Origin of the sequence: Streptomyces sp. NPDC047061 (assembly GCF_040643955.1) — a bacterium.
In the GTDB taxonomy this organism is placed as follows: domain Bacteria; phylum Actinomycetota; class Actinomycetes; order Streptomycetales; family Streptomycetaceae; genus Streptomyces.
Window position 1 is genome coordinate 90519 of sequence record NZ_JBEYVI010000030.1, and the last position, 16470, is coordinate 106988.

Here is a 16470-nt window from a genome sequence, read left to right on the forward strand (position 1 = left end):
GCCGCCGGAGGGAACGCCGGATTCGTCACGCCCGCTTCGGACGCGCCCGTACGTGCATCCGCTCCCCCTGCGGCCCGAACAGGCTGAGGAACTCCACCGGCCCCTCCCCCGTCGACCCGAACCAGTGCGGCACCCGGGTGTCGAACTCGGCCGCCTCCCCCGGACCCAGCACGACGTCGTGCTCGCCGAGCACCAGCCGCAGCTTCCCTGACAGCACGTACAACCACTCGTAGCCCTCGTGGGTACGCGGTTCGGGTTCGAGTTTCCGCTTCGGTTCGACCACCTTGAAGGCCTGCAGACCGCCGGGCTGCCGGGTGAGCGGCAGGAAGGTGCGGCCGAACCGCTCCATCGGCTTGGCCCGCACCCGGGGATCGCCGGCCGGCGGGGCGCCGACCAGTTCGTCCAGGGGCACCTGGTGGGCCTGCGCGATCGGCAGCAACAGCTCCAGGCTGGGCCTGCGCAGCCCGGACTCCAGCCGGGAGAGGGTGCTGACCGAGATGCCGGTGGTCTCGGAGAGGGCGGCGAGGGTGACCTCCCGCTCCTTGCGGAGCCGGCGCAGCCGGGGTCCCACACCTGCGAGGACGTCGTCCGTAGTCATGCCTGCATTGCAGTTTCGGCAAAGACGTTTGTCAATCCGGCAGTCGCCGGGCAACCCTCGGCGGCGGAGGTGGTCACCATGACCGATACATACGAGGTGGTCGTCGGCGGCGGCGGCGCGGCCGGGCTGTCCGCAGCGCTGGTCCTGGGCCGGGCCCGGCGCCGCACCCTGGTCGTCGACGCGGGCGAGCCGCGCAACGCCCCGGCCGCGCACATGCAGGGCTTCCTGTCCCGGGACGGCATGCCGCCCGCGGAGTTCCTGGCCGTGGGCCGGGAGGAGATCGCCCGGTACGGCGTGGAGCTGGTCCGGGACCGGGCGGTGGACGCGGCACGGGACGGGGACGCCCCGGACGGCTTCACTGTGTCGCTGGCGAGCGGCCGTACCGTCCGGGCCCGGCACCTGGTCGTCGCCACCGGCCTCAAGGACGAACTCCCGGCCGTCCCCGGGGTGGCCGAACGCTTCGGCCGGGACGTGGTGCACTGCCCCTACTGCCACGGCTGGGAGGTACGCGACCAGGCGTTCGGCGTGCTGGCCACGAGCCCGATGAGTGTGCACCAGGCGCTCATGGTCACCCAGTGGTCGAAGGACGTGACCCTCTTCCTGCACCAGGTCGAGGAGGCCGAGCTGGCCGACGAGGACCTGCGCCGGCTGGCCGCGGCCGGGGTCCGGGTGGTGCCGGGCGAGGTCGCGGTGCTGCGCGTCGAGGACGACCGGCTGACCGGGGTGGAGCTCGTCGACGGGAGCGTGCACGCGCGGGAGGCGCTGTTCGTCGCCCCGCGCCCGGTCCCGCAGAACGACCTGCTGGTCGCGCTGGGCGCGGAGCTGGCGGAGACCCCCTTCGGCGCCTACCCCGTGATCGACGAGCGGGGCCTGACGACCGTGCCCGGGCTGTGGGCGGCCGGCAACACGAGCGGCTTCGCCGAGCAGGTGGTCAACGCGGCGAGCCGCGGCTACCGGGCAGGGGCGGCCATCAACGGCGAGTTGCTCTTCGCGGACCTGGACGCGGCCGTGCGGGTGTAGTCCGGGCACGTACGTTGTGGTGTGGTCCGGGCCCGCCCGTTGCACCATGGCTGCATGCTGCTGACCCGGCTCGCCGAAGTGTCCCGGGAGGTCGCCGCCACCGCGGCGAGATCCCGCAAGACCGCGCTGCTCGCCGAGCTCTTCCGGGAGACGGCCCCCGACGACGTCCCGGTCGTCATCCCCTACCTGGCCGGCCGGCTCCCGCAGGGCAGGCTCGGCGTCGGCTGGAAGGTGCTGAGCCGGCCCGTCCCGCCGGCCGCAGCCGCGTCTCTCACGGTCCGCGAGGTCGACGCCCGGCTCAGCGAACTCGGCAAGGTCTCCGGAACCGGTTCTCAGGCCGAACGGGCCAGGATCGTCGGCGAGTTGATGGGCGCGGCGACGGCGGACGAGCAGCGCTTCCTGCTGGGGCTGATCACCGGGGAGGTGCGGCAGGGCGCCCTGGACGCGGTCGCCGTCGAAGGGCTCGCGCAGGCGACCGGCGCGGACCCGGCCGCCGTCCGCCGGGCGGTGATGCTCGCCGGGTCCCTCCAGACGGTGGCCGAGGCCCTGCTGGCGGACGGCCCGCCGGCCCTGGACCGCTTCCGGCTCACCGTCGGCCGTCCCGTGCTGCCCATGCTGGCGCACACCGCGTCCTCGGTCGCGGAGGCGGTGGAGAAGCTGGACGGCTGCGCGGTCGAGGAGAAGCTGGACGGTATCCGGGTCCAGGTCCACCGGGACGGCGACACGGTGCGGATCTTCACCCGGACGCTCGACGACATCACCGAACGCCTCCCCGAAGTGGTCTCCGCCGCACGGGAGTTGCGGGGCGACCGGTTCATCCTGGACGGCGAGGTGATCTCCTTCGACGCGGACGGGCGGCCCCGCTCCTTCCAGGAGACGGCGGGCCGGGTCGGCTCCCGGACGGACGTGGCGAAGGCGGCGCGGGAGGTCCCGGTCTCCCCCGTCTTCTTCGACGTGCTCTCGGCCGACGGCCAGGACCTGCTCGACCTCCCCTTCGCCGACCGCCACGCGGAGCTGGCCCGGCTGGTCCCCGAACCGATGCGGGTGCGCCGGGCACTGGTCTCCGGGCCGGACGAGACGACGGCCGCCGAGGAGTTCCTCGCGGCCACCCTCGCCCGCGGCCACGAGGGCGTGGTCGTCAAGGCCCTGGACGCCCCCTACAGCGCCGGCCGCCGGGGCGCCTCCTGGCTGAAGGTGAAGCCCGTCCACACCCTCGACCTGGTCGTCCTGGCCGCCGAATGGGGCCACGGCCGCCGCACCGGCAGGCTCTCCAACCTCCACCTCGGCGCCCGCAACCCGGACGGCACCTTCGCGATGCTCGGCAAGACGTTCAAGGGCCTGACCGACGCGGTGCTGGAGTGGCAGACCGCCCGGTTCAAGGAGCTGGCGGTCTCGGACGACGGCTGGGTGGTGACCGTACGCCCCGAACTCGTCGTCGAGATCGCCTACGACGGACTGCAGCGGTCCACCCGCTACCCGGCCGGTGTCACCCTGCGCTTCGCCCGGGTGGTCCGCTATCGCGAGGACAAGCGGCCGGAGGAGGCCGATACGGTGGAGACCCTGCTGGCCGCGCACCCGGAGGTACGGCGTTGACCGAGCCGAAGCGAAGCGCCGGACTGCTGTTGTTCCGGCATACCGGCGAAGGCCTTGAGGTGTTGCTCGGCCATATGGGCGGACCGTTCTTCGCGAAGAAGGACGCGGGCGCCTGGACCGTCCCCAAGGGCGAGTACGAGCCCGACGAGACGGCCTGGGCGGCGGCCCGGCGCGAGTTCCAGGAGGAGCTGGGCCTGCCGCCGCCGGACGGCGAGGCGATCGGGCTGGGCGAGGTCCGGCAGACCAACGGCAAGATCGTGACGGCGTGGGCGATCGAGGCGGACCTGGACCCGGCCACGATCGAGCCCGGCGTCTTCATCATGGAGTGGCCGCCGCGGTCGGGCCGGATCCAGGAGTTCCCGGAGCTGGACCGGGTGGCCTGGCTGACCCCCGACCGGGCCCGCGAGGTGATCGTCAAGGCCCAGGCCGCGTTCCTCGACCGGCTGGCGGAGCACACGGGCTGAACAGAGCCCCCTACGTTGCGGTCCGCCCGGCCGCGCGGGAAGGTCGTAGCAAGCCCGCTCCCAGGGAGGTCAGCCATGCCCATCGCGACGGTCAACCCGGCGAACGGCGAGACGCTCGAAACGTTCGAGGCCATGGACGAGGACGAGCTCGAACGCCGGCTCGAACTCGCCGAGGCTACGTTCCGCACGTACCGCACCAGCACCTTCGCCGAGCGCGCCCGGCTGCTGCACCGGGCAGCCGACCTGCTGGACGCGGACCTGGACGACATCGCGCGCACCATGACCACCGAGATGGGCAAGCCGCTGAAGCAGGCCCGTGCGGAGGCCGCCAAGTGCGCGAAGGCGATGCGTTGGTACGCCGACCACGCGCAGGCCCTGCTGGCCGACGAGGAGCCGGCGGAGACGGACGTGAAGGACTCGGGAGCGTCCCGGGTGCGGGTGCGGTACCGCCCCATCGGTCCGGTGCTGGCCGTGATGCCGTGGAACTTCCCGCTCTGGCAGGTGGTCCGCTTCGCCGCCCCGGCGCTGATGGCGGGCAACGTGGGCCTGCTCAAGCACGCGTCCAACGTCCCGCAGACCGCCCTGTACCTGGAGGACCTGTTCCACCGGGCCGGCTTCACCGAGGGCTGCTTCCAGACCCTGCTGATCGGCTCCGGCGCGGTCGACGACGTTCTGCGCGACGAGCGGGTGAAGGCGGCGACGCTCACCGGCAGCGAGCCCGCGGGCCGCGCGGTCGCCGCCACCGCCGGCGAGATGATCAAGAAGACGGTCCTGGAGCTGGGCGGCAGCGACCCCTACGTGGTGATGCCCTCGGCGGACATCGACCGCGCCGCGCGGATCGCGGTGACGGCGCGCGTCCAGAACAACGGGCAGTCGTGCATCGCCGCGAAGCGGTTCATCGTGCACACGGCCGTCTACGACGCGTTCGCCGAGCGGTTCGTGGCGGGCATGGCGGCACTGCGCACGGGCGACCCGATGGACGAGGAGACGGACGTCGGGCCGCTCGCGAGCGAGCAGGGGCGCAAGGACCTGGAGGAGCTGGTCGAGGACGCCAAGCGGTCGGGTGCGCAGGTGCTGTGCGGCGGGGAGCGGCCGGACGGGCCCGGCTGGTTCTACCCGCCGACCGTCCTCGCAGGGATCCACCGCGACATGCGCATCCACCGCGAGGAGGCGTTCGGGCCGGTGGCCACGCTGTACCGGGCCGGGGACCTGGACGAGGCGGTCCTCATCGCCAACGACTCGTCCTTCGGGCTGAGTTCGAACGTGTGGACGCGCGACGAGGCCGAGGTGGACCGGTTCGTACGGGACCTGGAGGCCGGCGGCGTGTTCGTCAACGGCATGACCGCCTCTCACCCGGCGTTCCCCTTCGGCGGGGTGAAGCGGTCCGGATACGGCCGTGAGCTGTCCGGGCACGGAATCCGGGAGTTCTGCAACATCACCACCGTTTGGCAGGGTGCGTGACGGTTGCACGGCTACGATCCCGGGTGTGAACCGCGAAGTGACCCTGCCTCTGATCGTCGACGACCGCGGTACCTTGCAGGTGGCCGCGGCCGACGTGAGTAAGTTGTTGCGGACGTTGGGGGCACGGTGGCTGCGTCTGGTGGAGGCCGACGAGGGTGGGCTGGACGAGGACACGGTGGCTGCGCTGACCATTGAGCTCGCGAAGCTCGCCGATCGGATCGACGTGGCTTGTATCGCCCACAGCAGTGGGGAGTAGCGGTCGTTCGGCGGGTACGGGTGCGTCGTGGCTGGTCGCGTCCACGCGGCGGCAGCCGCAAATCGAAACAGCCCCGCGCCCCTAGGTGAGTGTCCTGAGCGACGTCCAGAACATCTCCTCGTACGCCTGGAGTAGACGGCCGTACGTGTACACGCACTTCTCGTCCAGGCGCCCTGACTCCAGTCCCGCCTGGACCGCTGCCGTTGCCTGTACGTCGAGTGCCGGAGCCGGGGTCGCGAAGAAGTCGAAGAAGGCGCAGGCCTCGTCGGTGAAGCCGTAGTGCGTGCGCAGGGCCTGCGCGATGGCCGCGCAATACGTGCCCCACGTCGCGAAGTTGGCCGTGATGGCGAGGACGGCGTCCGTCGGGGTTGCGTTGAGGGCGAGCCAGGAGATGTACGCCGGGTACGCCTGGCAGCCCGGTAGGGGCTCGTACGCTTGCATGCGCTCTTCATCCACTTCGCACGCCTCGGTGAACGCGCCCAGCCGCTCTGCCGCCAGTTCCTCGCCCTCGGCCAGCATGGTGAAGAACCCGGCGGCCGCAGGCTCCTCGGAGGCGCGCTGCGCCAGATGCAGGAACGCGCGTCGGTCGGCGGGGATCACTTGGTGTTGTTCCAGGGCAAGTGCGGCGAGTGTCTCCAGACTCGCCCGGCCGCTGGCGACGAGGGGGACCAATGGATTGGCGTTCGGGTTCGGGGCAAGCTCTGACCTGGTCGTTTTCAGCATTTCCGCGGCCGTGCCGGGCATCGCGTCCTCCTCGTACGGATAGCTCTGTGCTGTTCCGACCCTGACACGGGGTCACCGGTTCGGAGTAGTCCGGCGAGAGATCATCGCCCTCACGGGTGATCGTGAGGGAACCACCTCCTGAGGTGAACCACCTCTCTGACCGGTCGGGCCCAAACCCACCGGAAGGCTGAAAGCAGGCACGGTTCATGGCGACTTTGTGCAAACCCTCAGTGTCGGTCCCGGAGTACGTGATCACGATGGAGGAGACGCTGGAACTGGCGCGCTCCCACCACGAGAACCACCCGCAGCTGCCGCTGGCGCTGAGACTGATCGAGAACACGGGCGTTCGCACCCGGCACATCGTGCAGCCGATCGAGGAAACCCTGAAGCACCCCGGCTTCGAGGAGCGCAACAAGCTCTACGAGGTCGAGGCCAAGGCCCGGGTCCCCGCAGTCATCCAGCGGGCGCTCGACGACGCCGAGCTGCTCACCACCGACATCGACGTGATCATCTACGTCTCGTGCACGGGCTTCATGATGCCCTCGCTCACGGCGTGGCTGATCAACGAGATGGACTTCGACTCCACGACCCGCCAGATCCCCATCGCGCAGCTCGGCTGCGCGGCCGGCGGAGCGGCGATCAACCGGGCGCACGACTTCTGCTCGGCGTACCCGGACGCCAACGCCCTCATCGTGGCCTGCGAGTTCTGCTCGCTGTGCTACCAGCCGACCGACCTCGGCGTCGGCTCGCTGCTCTCCAACGGGCTCTTCGGTGACGGCATCGCCGCCGCCGTGGTCCGCGGCAAGGGCGGCACGGGCGTCGAGCTCGAACGCAACGGCTCGTACCTGATCCCGAAGACCGAGGAGTGGATCATGTACGACGTGCGGGCCACCGGGTTCCACTTCCTGCTGGACAAGCGGGTCCCGGCGACCATGGAGCCGCTGGCACCGGCTCTCCAGGACCTGGCAGGGCTGCACGGCTGGGACGCGTCCGACCTGGACTTCTACATAGTCCACGCGGGCGGGCCGCGCATCCTGGACGACCTGAGCAAGTTCCTCCAGGTCGAGCCGCACGCCTTCCGGTTCAGCCGGGCCACGCTCACCGAGTACGGCAACATCGCGAGCGCCGTCGTCCTGGACGCGCTGCGCCGGATGTTCGACGAGGGCGGTGCCGAGCACCGGGCGCGCGGCCTGCTGGCCGGCTTCGGTCCCGGCATCACCGCGGAAATGTCGCTGGGTCGCTGGCGGCGTTCGGACGAAGAGGCGGACTGACCTCGATGACACTCACCGAACCACTCGACCCCGCCGACGAGGCACCCGGCGAGGCACCCGGTGAGGCCGCCTGTCCGGTCCGGCACTGGGAGGTGCCGGACCTGACGGGGGTGGATTTCGACCCCACCCTGGCCGAGCTGATGCGGGAGGGTCCGGTCACCCGGATCCAGCTCCCCAACGGGGAGGGCTGGGCGTGGCTGGTCACCCGGTACGACGACGTACGGATGGTGGCCAACGACCCCCGGTTCAGCCGCGAGGCGGTGATGGAGCAGCCGGTCACCCGGCTCGCCCCGCACTTCATCCCGGACCGCGGCGCGGTCGGCTTCCTGGACCCGCCCGACCACACGCGGCTGCGCCGCACGGTGGCCTCCGCGCTCACCTCCAAGGGCGTGGAGCGGGTCCGGGAGAAGGCCCGCCGGATGCTGGACGAGATCGTCGACGAGCTCGTCCAGGACGGCCCGCCCGCCGATCTCACGGCGGCGGTCCTGAGCCCGTTCCCCATCGCGGTGATCTGCGAGGTGATGGGGGTGCCGGCCGCCGACCGGCACAGCATGCACGTCTGGACCCAGCTGATCCTGTCCTCCAGTCACGGCAAGGAGGTCAGCGAGAAGGCCAAGCGCGAGATGAGCGCCTACTTCGGCGATCTCATCGCCCTGCGCGAGGGCAGCACGGGCGAGGACGTGGCCTCCCTGCTGGGCGCGGCCGTGGGTCGCGGCGAGGTGACGCTGGAGGAGGCCGTCGGTCTCGCCGTCCTCCTCCAGATCGGCGGCGAGGCGGTCACCAACAACAGCGGGCAGATATTCTACCTGCTGCTGACCCGCCGCGACCTCCTGGACCGGCTGCGCACCGAGCCGGCGATCCGCCCCCGGGCGATCGACGAGCTGCTGCGCTACATCCCGCACCGCAGCGCGGTCGGCCTGTCCCGGATCGCCCTGCAGGACGTGGACATCAAGGGCGTACGGATCCGCGCGGGCGACCCGATCTACGTCTCGTACCTGGCCGCCAACCGTGACCCGCTGGTCTTCCCGGACCCCGAGACGATCGACTTCACCCGCAGCCCCAACCCGCACGTCTCCTTCGGGTTCGGCCCGCACTACTGTCCCGGCGGCCAGCTCGGCAGGCTGGAGGAGGAACTGCTGGTGGACGCCCTCCTCGACCGGCTGCCCGGGCTGCGGCTCGCCGTGCCCCCGGAGCAGGTCCCCTTCAGAAAGGGCGCGTTGATCCGGGGACCCGAGGCACTACCTGTGACGTGGTGAGCGGCTCATGACCACGACCGAGGGACTCCTCGTACCACCGGGACACGGCCGCGTGGTCCACACGCCGGCCCAGCGTGTCACCTTCAAGGTGACGGGCACGCACTCGCGGATGGCCTCCACCTTCGAGGTGGAGGTCCCGCCGGGCTTCGACGTGGGCGCCCATGTGCACACCCGCAGCGAGGAGTTGTTCTACGTCCTCGAAGGCGAACTGGACGTCCTCGCCTTCGAGCCCCGCATCCGGACCCCCGACAACTGGCAGAAGTGGGAGTCGAGTTCGGGCACGAGGGTGGTGCGGGCAACCCCGGGCACACTGATCGCCGTACCCCCCGGCTGCCCCCACGCCTTCGCCAACCCGACGGACACCCCGGCACGGATGTTCTTCCAGGCATCCCCACCGCCGGATCACGAGCGCTACTTCGAGGAACTCCTGGAGATCCTGGGCAGCGAGGGCCCACCCGACCACGAGGCCATCGAGGAACTCCGGAAGCGCTACGACATCGAGCAGCTCACACCTCTGAAGCACCGGTGAGGATATTTACCTAGGGGCGCGGGGAACTGCGCGACCAGCCACAACGCGCCGTAGGCCCGCAACGCACCCGCACCCCTACGGCGCTACCGAATCGGCATCCCCGACAAGGTCCGCGCGATCACCAGCCGCTGGATCTCACTCGTACCCTCGAAGATGGTGTAAATTGCCGCATCCCGGTGCATCCGCTCCACCGGATACTCCCGCGTGTACCCGTTGCCGCCCAGGATCTGGATCGCCTGGGCGGTCACCTTCTTCGCCGTCTCGCTGGCGAACAGCTTCGACATCGACCCCTCGGCCGCGTCGAACGGCTTCCCGTTGATCGCCATCCAGGACGCCCGCCACACCAGCAGCCGGGCCGCGTCGATGGACGTCCGCATGTCCGCGAGCGCGAAGGCCACCCCCTGGTTGTCGATGATCGGCCGCCCGAACTGCTCACGGGTCATGGCGTAGTCGAGCGCGACCTCGTACGCCGCGCGTGCCGTACCGACGGCCATCGCGCCGACGGCGGGCCGCGAGGCCTCGAACGTGGCCATCGCCGCGTTCTTCACCCGCTCACCGCCCGACTTCGCCCGCTCCCGGGCCCGGGCGAGGCGCTCGTCCAGCCTCTGCTTGCCGCCGAGCAGGCAGGAACCGGGCACCCGGACGCTGTCGAGGACGACCTCGGCGGTGTGCGAGGCACGGATCCCGTGCTTCTTGAACTTCTGGCCCTGGGAGAGCCCGGGCGTCCCCGGCGGGACGATGAAGGACGCGTGGCCCTTGGAGCCGAGTTCCGGGTCGACGACCGCGACGACGACGTGGACGTTGGCGATGCCGCCGTTGGTCGCCCAGGTCTTCGTGCCGTTGATCACCCACTCGTCCTTGGCCTCGTCGTAGACGGCCCGGGTGCGCATGGAGGCCACGTCGGACCCGGCGTCGGGCTCGGAGGAGCAGAACGCGGCGACCTTGACGTCGTTGGTGTCGCCGTACATCTGGGGGATCCAGGTGCCGATCTGCTCCTCGGTGCCGTTGGCGAGGACGCCGACGGCGGCGAGGCCCGTGCCCACGATGGACAGGGCGATGCCCGCGTCGCCCCAGAACAGCTCCTCCATGGCCATCGGGATGCCGAGCCCGGTGGGGTCGAAGTACTGCTGGGCGTAGAAGTCGAGGGAGTAGATGCCGACCTTCGCGGCCTCCTGGATGACCGGCCAGGGAGTCTCCTCACGCTCGTCCCATTCGGCGGCCGCGGGACGGATGACGTCGGCGGCGAAACCGTGCAGCCAGTCCCGGACCTCCTTCTGTTCGTCGTTGAGTTCCATGGTGAACTCGGCCATGACTCCTCCAGCGGCGGCGCATAATGTGTTACTAGCGGTAACCCGAGTCTGTTACTCGTCGGTAGGAAAAGTCAACTCCCAAGGTCACCTCGGCAGCCAGTTCGAGAGCGGATGGCCGTCAGGTGTTAGTTTGCGCAGGCGTCACCGAAACAGCACGGGGTGGGGAGAGCACATGGACACCACGCAGCGGACCGAACAGCAGAGGTCCGCCGACCGCCGACGGCGCGAGCTGCTGGAGGCCGCGGACCGGGTGGTGCTGCGGGACGGCCCACAGGCTTCCATGAACGCCATCGCGGCGGAGGCGGGCATCACCAAACCCATCCTCTACCGCCACTTCGGCGACAAGAGCGGGCTGTACGCGGCGCTGGCCAAGCGGCACACGGACGCGCTGCTGAACTCGTTGCGGGCCGCGCTGGACGCTCCCGCGGAGCGCCGCGAGCGCGTCGAGGCGACCTTGGACACGTACCTCGCGGCGATCGAGGCGCGGCCTCAGGTGTACCGGTTCCTGATGCATCCCGCGGAGGGCGGCACGGGGACCGACCAGGGGTTCGACGTCGGGGTGCACTCGGCTCCGCTGTTGCGGCGGATGGGTGAGGAGCTGGCGCAGGTCATCGAGGACCGGCTGGATCTGGGGCCGAACAGTCAGCAGCTGGCGCGGGTGTGGGGGCACGGGATCGTCGGGATGATGCATGCGGCCGGGGACTGGTGGCTGGGGGAGCGGCCCTGTTCCCGTGCGGAACTGGTGAAGAGTTTGGCGGACCTGCTGTGGGGGCGGTTGGCGGCTGCGGGGGACAAAGTGGGGGGGCCGGGGTTCTGAGGGGTTCGGTTTCGGCTACCCGCCCGGTGAGGCTTCTCGCGCCCGCGCGGCGGCAGCCGCAAATCAGACACAGCCCCGTGCCCCTGGGTATCTCTCCTCACCGGTGCCAAGAAGATCTGGCCACCTGGCGCATCAGCTTGCGCCTGCGCCTGCCTGTGACGTGGTCGGCGTAGACGTGGCCTTCCAGGTGGTCGGTCTCGTGCTGGAGGCATCGCGCGAAGAAGCCGGTGCCGTGGATCGTGATCGGCTCCCCCGTCGCCGTGAAGCCCTCGACCACCGCGTGGTCGTACCGTTCCGTGCCCGCCTCCAGGCCCGGCAGGGACAGGCAGCCCTCGGGGCCGCGGAGTGTGATGCCGTCCGCCGCCACCAGACGCGGATTGACCACATGCCCCAGGTGGCGGACGTCCTCGTCGTCGGGGCAGTCGAAGACGAACACCCGCAGCGGCTCCCCCACCTGGTTCGCCGCCAGGCCCACGCCCTCCGCCGCGTACATCGTCGCGAACAAGTCCTCCACCAGCCGGGAGAGTTCGGGGCCGAAGTCGGTGACCTCCGCACAAGGGGCGTGCAGAACGGGGTCGCCGAGCAGGGTGAGAGGCCGGACCCGCCCGTGGGCGCCCGGAATGGAACCGTGTCGCATGGCCGCAAGGGTACGGTTCGGATCGGCCCCTGCTCGCCGCGCAGGCACGGGCCGGAATTCGGGTGTGCGAATGGATCTCGATAGGCTGACCTCACACCACGTTGCCGGATGGCTCAGGCGCGGCGCGTACGCAAGGAGGATCGAGAACTGATGGCAGGCAACTCGGACCCGCTCACGCCGCGGGCCAAGCTGGCCGTGACCGCGGGCAAGGCGGTCGCGGCGGCGTCCCGGGCGGCGGGTCGCGGCAGCGGCTCCGTGATCGGTGGCCGGGTCGCGCTCAAACTCGACCCCGACCTTCTCGCCCGGCTCGCCCAGAACCTGGACGTCACCCTCGTCTCGGCGACCAACGGCAAGACGACGACCACCCGGCTCATCGCCGAGGCACTGAAGGCCGCCGGGCCGGTCGTGTCCAACGCGCTCGGGGCCAACATGCCGGCCGGCATCACGTCGGCGCTGGCGGGCGGCTCGGAGTCCAAGTTCGGTGTCATCGAGGTCGACGAGAAGTACCTGGCCGGGGTGGCCCGGGACACCGACCCCAAGTGCATCGCACTGCTCAACCTCTCCCGCGACCAGCTCGACCGCGCCGCCGAGACCCGGATGCTCGCCGAGAACTGGCGGGAGGGCCTGGCCGGCACCAAGGCCGTCATCGTGGCGAACTGCGACGACCCGCTGGTGGTGTGGGCCGCGTCCTCCTCCCCCAACGTGATCTGGGTCGCCGCGGGCCAGATGTGGAAGGACGACGCCTGGTCCTGCCCGTCCTGCGGTGGCGTGATGCAGCGGCCCGGCGACGACTGGTTCTGCGGTGAGTGCGGGTTCCGCCGCCCGACGCCGAGCTGGGTGCTCTCCGGGGACCACGTCCTCGACCCGCACGGGTCCGCCTGGCCGATCCACCTGCAGCTGCCGGGGCGCGCCAACAAGGCGAACGCGGCCTCCTCGGCCGCCGTCGCCGCCGTCTTCGGGGTGCCGCCGCAGGTCGCCCTGGAGCGGATGTACCAGGTACAGGCCGTCGCGGGACGCTACGACGTCGTCCAGTTCCAGAACCGCGACCTGCGTCTGCTCCTGGCCAAGAACCCGGCCGGCTGGCTGGAGACGTTCTCGCTCATCGACCCGCCGCCGGCGCCGGTGATCCTCTCGGTGAACGCGCGCGGCGCGGACGGCACCGACACCTCCTGGCTGTGGGACGTGGACTACACGCGCCTGACCGGCCACCCGATCTTCGTGCTGGGCGACCGCAAGCTGGACCTCGCGGTGCGCCTGGAGGTCGCGAACCAGCACTTCCAGGTCTGCGACTCCCTCGACCAGGCCGTGCAGATGTGCCCGCCGGGCCGGATCGAGGTCATCGCGAACTACACCGCGTTCCAGGACCTGCGCCGCCGCGTCGGCAACTGACCACGAAGGACGAAGAGTTCATGAGCGACAACCAACTGCGGCTGGTGTGGATCTACCCCGACCTGCTCAGCACCTACGGCGACCAGGGCAACGCGCTCGTCGTGGAGCGGCGGGCCCGGCAGCGCGGTCTCGACGTGGCCCGGCTCGACGTGCGCAGCGACCAGCCGATCCCGACCTCCGGCGACATCTACCTGATCGGCGGCGGCGAGGACCGTCCGCAGCGGCTCGCCGCCGAGCGGCTGCGCCGTGACGGGCACCTGTACCGGGCGGTGGAGAACGGCGCGATCGTGTTCTCCGTGTGCGCCGGCTACCAGATCCTCGGGCACGAGTTCATCAACGACCTCGGGCAGCGGGAGCCGGGCCTCGGCCTGCTCGACGTGACGACCGTGCGCGGCACCGGCGAGCGGTGTGTCGGTGACGTCCTCGCCGACATCGACCCGCGGCTCGGGCTGCCCCCGCTCACCGGGTTCGAGAACCACCAGGGCGTCACCCAGCTCGGCCCGACCGCCCGCCCCCTCGCCCGGGTCCAGCTGGGCAAGGGCAACGGCACCGGGGACGGCACGGAGGGCGCGTACAACGACACCGTCTTCGGCACGTACATGCACGGGCCCGTCCTCGCCCGCAACCCGCTCATCGCGGACCTGCTGCTGAAGCTGGCGCTCGACGTGAACGCGCTGCCGCCGATCGACGACCGCTGGTACGAGGCGCTCCGCAACGAGCGCATCGCCGCCGCTCAGCAGCCCGCGTAAACCTTCTGGAACGGCCGGTTCCGGGGCCCGCCTGACAGGGTGTCCGCTCACATGTGCGGGCACGTCCAGCAGGCGGACGCCCGGTGCGGAATGACCCCCTTGCGCCGGTAGGGTGGCCGCGATGTCAGCCGGACAGCGTGGTCCGGTCTCCGGCCCACGTGGAGAAGGTTGTTTCGGGCTATGCGCATTGGTGTCCTCACGTCCGGCGGCGACTGCCCCGGCCTGAACGCCGTCATCCGGTCCGTCGTGCACCGTGCCGTCGCCGACCACGGCGACGAGGTCATCGGCTTCCGGGACGGCTGGAAGGGCCTCCTGGAGTGCGACTACCTCAAGCTCGACCTCGACGCCGTGGCCGGCATCCTGGCGCGCGGCGGCACCATCCTCGGGTCGTCCCGGGTCCAGCCCTCCCATCTGCGGGACGGTGTGGAGCGGGCCAGGGGCCATGTGGCCGAGCTCGGGCTCGACGCGATCATCCCGATCGGTGGAGAGGGCACGCTGAAGGCGGCCCGGCTGATGTCCGACGCCGGCCTGCCGATCGTGGGCGTGCCGAAGACCATCGACAACGACATCGCCGTCACCGACGTGACCTTCGGCTTCGACACGGCCGTGGGGGTCGCCACCGAGGCGCTCGACCGGTTGAAGACCACCGCCGAGTCCCACCAGCGGGTGCTCGTCGTCGAGGTCATGGGCCGGCACACCGGCTGGATCGCCCTGCACTCCGGCATGGCGGCCGGCGCGCACGCCATCGTCGTGCCGGAACGGCCCTTCGACATCGAGGAGTTGACCCGCCGGGTCGGCGAGCGGTTCGAGGCGGGCAAGCGGTTCGCGATCGTCGTCGCGGCGGAGGGGGCCAAGCCGAAGGCGGGCACGATGGCCTTCGACGAGGGCGGCAAGGACATCTACGGCCATGAGCGGTTCGCCGGGATCGCCCGGCAGCTCTCCGTCGAGCTGGAGCAGCGGCTCGGCAAGGAGGCGCGGCCGGTCATCCTCGGGCATGTGCAGCGGGGTGGCACGCCGACGGCGTACGACCGCGTCCTGGCGACGCGGTTCGGGTGGCATGCGGTGGAAGCGGTGCACCGGGGGGAGTTCGGCCACATGACCGCGCTGCGGGGGACCGACATCGTGATGGTGCCGCTGGCGGAGGCGGTGGAGACGTTGAAGACGGTTCCCGCGGAGCGGTACGACGAGGCGGAGACCGTGCTCTAGGGGGGCCTCGCCGTAGGAGGTTCCGATTCGTTGCCGGGTGCGGGTCGTGTGTGGTTGCTCGCGCCCACGCGGCGGAGCCGCATATCGATACAGCCCCGCGCCCCTTCAGGTGGGTGTCCTGGCCCCCGCTCGCAAGTGCGGTCGAGGGCGGTTCTAGTCTTGTGGGCGGCTGTAAACGTACAACCCCCCACGAATCAGGAGCCGGCGGATGGATCACAGCGGGCATGGCATGACCATGGATCTGCCGCCGTTCACGCTGGGGCGCGGACTGGAGTGGTCGGCGGATCCCTTCTTCCTCGTCGCCTGTGTCGCCGGGCTCGCCCTGTACGGGTGGGGTGTGGTGCGGCTGCGGCGGCGCGGGGACTCGTGGTCCGTGGGGCGGACCGTGTCGTTCGTCATCGGCGTACTGACCATCATGCTCGTGATGTGCACCAGGCTGAACGACTACGGAATGGTCATGTTCAGCGTGCACATGGTGCAGCACATGATCATCAGCATGCTGTCGCCCATCCTGATCCTGCTGGGCGCCCCGGTGACCCTGGCGCTGCGCGCGCTGCCCGTCGCCGGGCGGGGCCGGAAGGGGCCGCGTGAGCTGCTGCTGGCCCTGCTGCACAGCCGGTACATGCGGATCATCACCCATCCCGCCTTCACCATCCCGCTGTTCATCGCCAGCCTGTACGCGCTCTACTTCACCCCGCTGTTCGACTTCCTGATGGGCTCGAAGGCCGGGCACATCGCGATGATGGTGCACTTCCTCGCCGTCGGTGTCGTCTTCTTCTGGCCGATCATCGGCGTCGACCCGGGACCGCAGCGGCCGGGGTACCTCATGCGCATGCTGGAGCTGTTCGCGGGCATGCCGTTCCATGCGTTCTTCGGCATCGCGTTGATGATGGCGTCGGAGCCGATGGTCGAGACGTTCAAGCATCCGCCCGCCTCGCTCGGCATCGACGCGCTCTCCGACCAGACCGCGGCCGGCGGCATCGCCTGGGCGTTCAGTGAGGTCCCGTCCGTACTGGTGCTGATCGCCCTGCTGTTCCAGTGGTACGGCTCCGAGCAGCGCCAGGCCCGGCGCCTGGACCGGGCCGCCGACCGGGACGGCGACAAGGAACTCGAGGCATACAACGCCTATTTGGCCTCACTGCACGCACGCAAGGGCTGAAAGGCTTTTCATTCAGTAGCATAAAGCGCGAC

Annotated in this window: 17 protein-coding genes; 13 read left to right on the forward strand and 4 right to left on the reverse strand. The window is 70.6% G+C overall.

Features of this window, described 5'->3' with window-relative positions; translation table 11 throughout:
* Positions 1–25: 25 nt before the first annotated feature.
* A complete protein-coding gene (locus ABZ887_RS34295; RefSeq protein ID WP_361298124.1) occupies positions 26–598 on the reverse strand; it encodes an XRE family transcriptional regulator in 573 nt (190 codons plus the stop codon).
* A gap of 78 nt (positions 599–676) precedes the next feature.
* Here ABZ887_RS34295 and ABZ887_RS34300 point away from each other — a divergent pair, with 78 nt between their 5' ends.
* The 5 genes from ABZ887_RS34300 to ABZ887_RS34320 all read left to right on the forward strand — a co-directional run bounded on the left by ABZ887_RS34300 (position 677) and on the right by ABZ887_RS34320 (position 5392).
* Positions 677–1618, forward strand: a complete 942-nt coding sequence (locus tag ABZ887_RS34300) for an NAD(P)/FAD-dependent oxidoreductase (protein ID WP_361298127.1) — start codon at positions 677–679, stop codon at positions 1616–1618.
* A gap of 54 nt (positions 1619–1672) precedes the next feature.
* On the forward strand, positions 1673–3211 hold the full coding sequence (locus tag ABZ887_RS34305; protein WP_361298130.1) for an ATP-dependent DNA ligase: 1539 nt from the start codon (positions 1673–1675) through the stop codon (positions 3209–3211).
* On the forward strand, positions 3208–3675 hold the full coding sequence (locus ABZ887_RS34310) for an NUDIX domain-containing protein (RefSeq protein ID WP_361298133.1): 468 nt from the start codon (positions 3208–3210) through the stop codon (positions 3673–3675). The genes ABZ887_RS34305 and ABZ887_RS34310 overlap by 4 nt, the downstream gene beginning before the upstream one ends.
* Before the next feature lie 75 nt (positions 3676–3750).
* Positions 3751–5136 carry an NADP-dependent succinic semialdehyde dehydrogenase gene (locus ABZ887_RS34315; protein ID WP_361298136.1) on the forward strand — a complete coding sequence of 462 codons (1386 nt, stop codon included), beginning with the start codon at positions 3751–3753 and terminating at the stop codon, positions 5134–5136.
* Between the two features lie 25 nt (positions 5137–5161).
* On the forward strand, positions 5162–5392 hold the full coding sequence (locus tag ABZ887_RS34320; RefSeq protein WP_089105419.1) for a DUF6213 family protein: 231 nt from the start codon (positions 5162–5164) through the stop codon (positions 5390–5392).
* Between the two features lie 81 nt (positions 5393–5473).
* Here the strand turns inward: ABZ887_RS34320 and ABZ887_RS34325 are convergent, their stop codons facing one another.
* Positions 5474–6136 (reverse strand): transcriptional regulator, encoded by a 663-nt coding sequence (locus ABZ887_RS34325; protein ID WP_361298139.1) that lies wholly within the window; start codon positions 6134–6136, stop codon positions 5474–5476.
* Between the two features lie 185 nt (positions 6137–6321).
* Between ABZ887_RS34325 and ABZ887_RS34330 the strand changes: the two genes are divergently transcribed.
* The 3 genes from ABZ887_RS34330 to ABZ887_RS34340 are packed head-to-tail and all read left to right on the forward strand — an operon-like array spanning position 6322 to position 9171.
* Complete coding sequence (locus tag ABZ887_RS34330) at positions 6322–7386, forward strand: type III polyketide synthase (protein ID WP_361298142.1); 1065 nt, start codon at positions 6322–6324, stop codon at positions 7384–7386.
* Positions 7387–7391: 5 nt separating this feature from the next.
* Positions 7392–8642 (forward strand): cytochrome P450, encoded by a 1251-nt coding sequence (locus ABZ887_RS34335; protein ID WP_361298145.1) that lies wholly within the window; start codon positions 7392–7394, stop codon positions 8640–8642.
* 7 nt (positions 8643–8649) lie between these two features.
* Positions 8650–9171, forward strand: a complete 522-nt coding sequence (locus tag ABZ887_RS34340; RefSeq protein ID WP_361298148.1) for a cupin domain-containing protein — start codon at positions 8650–8652, stop codon at positions 9169–9171.
* A gap of 83 nt (positions 9172–9254) precedes the next feature.
* Here the strand turns inward: ABZ887_RS34340 and ABZ887_RS34345 are convergent, their stop codons facing one another.
* Positions 9255–10481 carry an acyl-CoA dehydrogenase family protein gene (locus ABZ887_RS34345; RefSeq protein ID WP_361298151.1) on the reverse strand — a complete coding sequence of 409 codons (1227 nt, stop codon included), beginning with the start codon at positions 10479–10481 and terminating at the stop codon, positions 9255–9257.
* A 172-nt stretch (positions 10482–10653) separates the two neighbouring features.
* On the opposite strand from ABZ887_RS34345, the gene ABZ887_RS34350 reads away from it, so the two are divergent.
* Positions 10654–11298 (forward strand): TetR family transcriptional regulator, encoded by a 645-nt coding sequence (locus ABZ887_RS34350; protein ID WP_361298154.1) that lies wholly within the window; start codon positions 10654–10656, stop codon positions 11296–11298.
* A gap of 97 nt (positions 11299–11395) precedes the next feature.
* Here the strand turns inward: ABZ887_RS34350 and def are convergent, their stop codons facing one another.
* Entirely contained in the window at positions 11396–11935 is a 540-nt protein-coding gene (gene def, locus ABZ887_RS34355) for a peptide deformylase (protein WP_361298157.1), read from the reverse strand.
* A gap of 150 nt (positions 11936–12085) precedes the next feature.
* On the opposite strand from def, the gene ABZ887_RS34360 reads away from it, so the two are divergent.
* The 4 genes from ABZ887_RS34360 to ABZ887_RS34375 all read left to right on the forward strand — a co-directional run bounded on the left by ABZ887_RS34360 (position 12086) and on the right by ABZ887_RS34375 (position 16438).
* Entirely contained in the window at positions 12086–13324 is a 1239-nt protein-coding gene (locus ABZ887_RS34360; protein ID WP_361298160.1) for a MurT ligase domain-containing protein, read from the forward strand.
* A 20-nt stretch (positions 13325–13344) separates the two neighbouring features.
* A complete protein-coding gene (locus ABZ887_RS34365) occupies positions 13345–14073 on the forward strand; it encodes a glutamine amidotransferase (RefSeq protein WP_093505915.1) in 729 nt (242 codons plus the stop codon).
* 180 nt (positions 14074–14253) lie between these two features.
* Positions 14254–15279 carry a 6-phosphofructokinase gene (locus ABZ887_RS34370; RefSeq protein ID WP_361298164.1) on the forward strand — a complete coding sequence of 342 codons (1026 nt, stop codon included), beginning with the start codon at positions 14254–14256 and terminating at the stop codon, positions 15277–15279.
* A 208-nt stretch (positions 15280–15487) separates the two neighbouring features.
* On the forward strand, positions 15488–16438 hold the full coding sequence (locus ABZ887_RS34375) for a cytochrome c oxidase assembly protein (protein WP_361298167.1): 951 nt from the start codon (positions 15488–15490) through the stop codon (positions 16436–16438).
* The last annotated feature ends 32 nt before the right edge of the window (positions 16439–16470 follow it).

Coding starts and splice junctions, on each gene's coding strand:
- ABZ887_RS34350 (WP_361298154.1), top strand. CDS start 10,654: ATGGACACCACGCAGCGGACCGAACAGCAGAGGTCCGCCGACCGCCGA.
- def (WP_361298157.1), bottom strand. CDS start 11,935: ATGCGACACGGTTCCATTCCGGGCGCCCACGGGCGGGTCCGGCCTCTC.
- ABZ887_RS34295 (WP_361298124.1), bottom strand. CDS start 598: ATGACTACGGACGACGTCCTCGCAGGTGTGGGACCCCGGCTGCGCCGG.
- ABZ887_RS34305 (WP_361298130.1), top strand. CDS start 1,673: ATGCTGCTGACCCGGCTCGCCGAAGTGTCCCGGGAGGTCGCCGCCACC.
- ABZ887_RS34315 (WP_361298136.1), top strand. CDS start 3,751: ATGCCCATCGCGACGGTCAACCCGGCGAACGGCGAGACGCTCGAAACG.
- ABZ887_RS34370 (WP_361298164.1), top strand. CDS start 14,254: ATGCGCATTGGTGTCCTCACGTCCGGCGGCGACTGCCCCGGCCTGAAC.
- ABZ887_RS34325 (WP_361298139.1), bottom strand. CDS start 6,136: ATGCCCGGCACGGCCGCGGAAATGCTGAAAACGACCAGGTCAGAGCTT.
- ABZ887_RS34330 (WP_361298142.1), top strand. CDS start 6,322: ATGGCGACTTTGTGCAAACCCTCAGTGTCGGTCCCGGAGTACGTGATC.
- ABZ887_RS34360 (WP_361298160.1), top strand. CDS start 12,086: ATGGCAGGCAACTCGGACCCGCTCACGCCGCGGGCCAAGCTGGCCGTG.
- ABZ887_RS34300 (WP_361298127.1), top strand. CDS start 677: ATGACCGATACATACGAGGTGGTCGTCGGCGGCGGCGGCGCGGCCGGG.
- ABZ887_RS34340 (WP_361298148.1), top strand. CDS start 8,650: ATGACCACGACCGAGGGACTCCTCGTACCACCGGGACACGGCCGCGTG.
- ABZ887_RS34375 (WP_361298167.1), top strand. CDS start 15,488: ATGGATCACAGCGGGCATGGCATGACCATGGATCTGCCGCCGTTCACG.
- ABZ887_RS34335 (WP_361298145.1), top strand. CDS start 7,392: ATGACACTCACCGAACCACTCGACCCCGCCGACGAGGCACCCGGCGAG.
- ABZ887_RS34365 (WP_093505915.1), top strand. CDS start 13,345: ATGAGCGACAACCAACTGCGGCTGGTGTGGATCTACCCCGACCTGCTC.
- ABZ887_RS34345 (WP_361298151.1), bottom strand. CDS start 10,481: ATGGCCGAGTTCACCATGGAACTCAACGACGAACAGAAGGAGGTCCGG.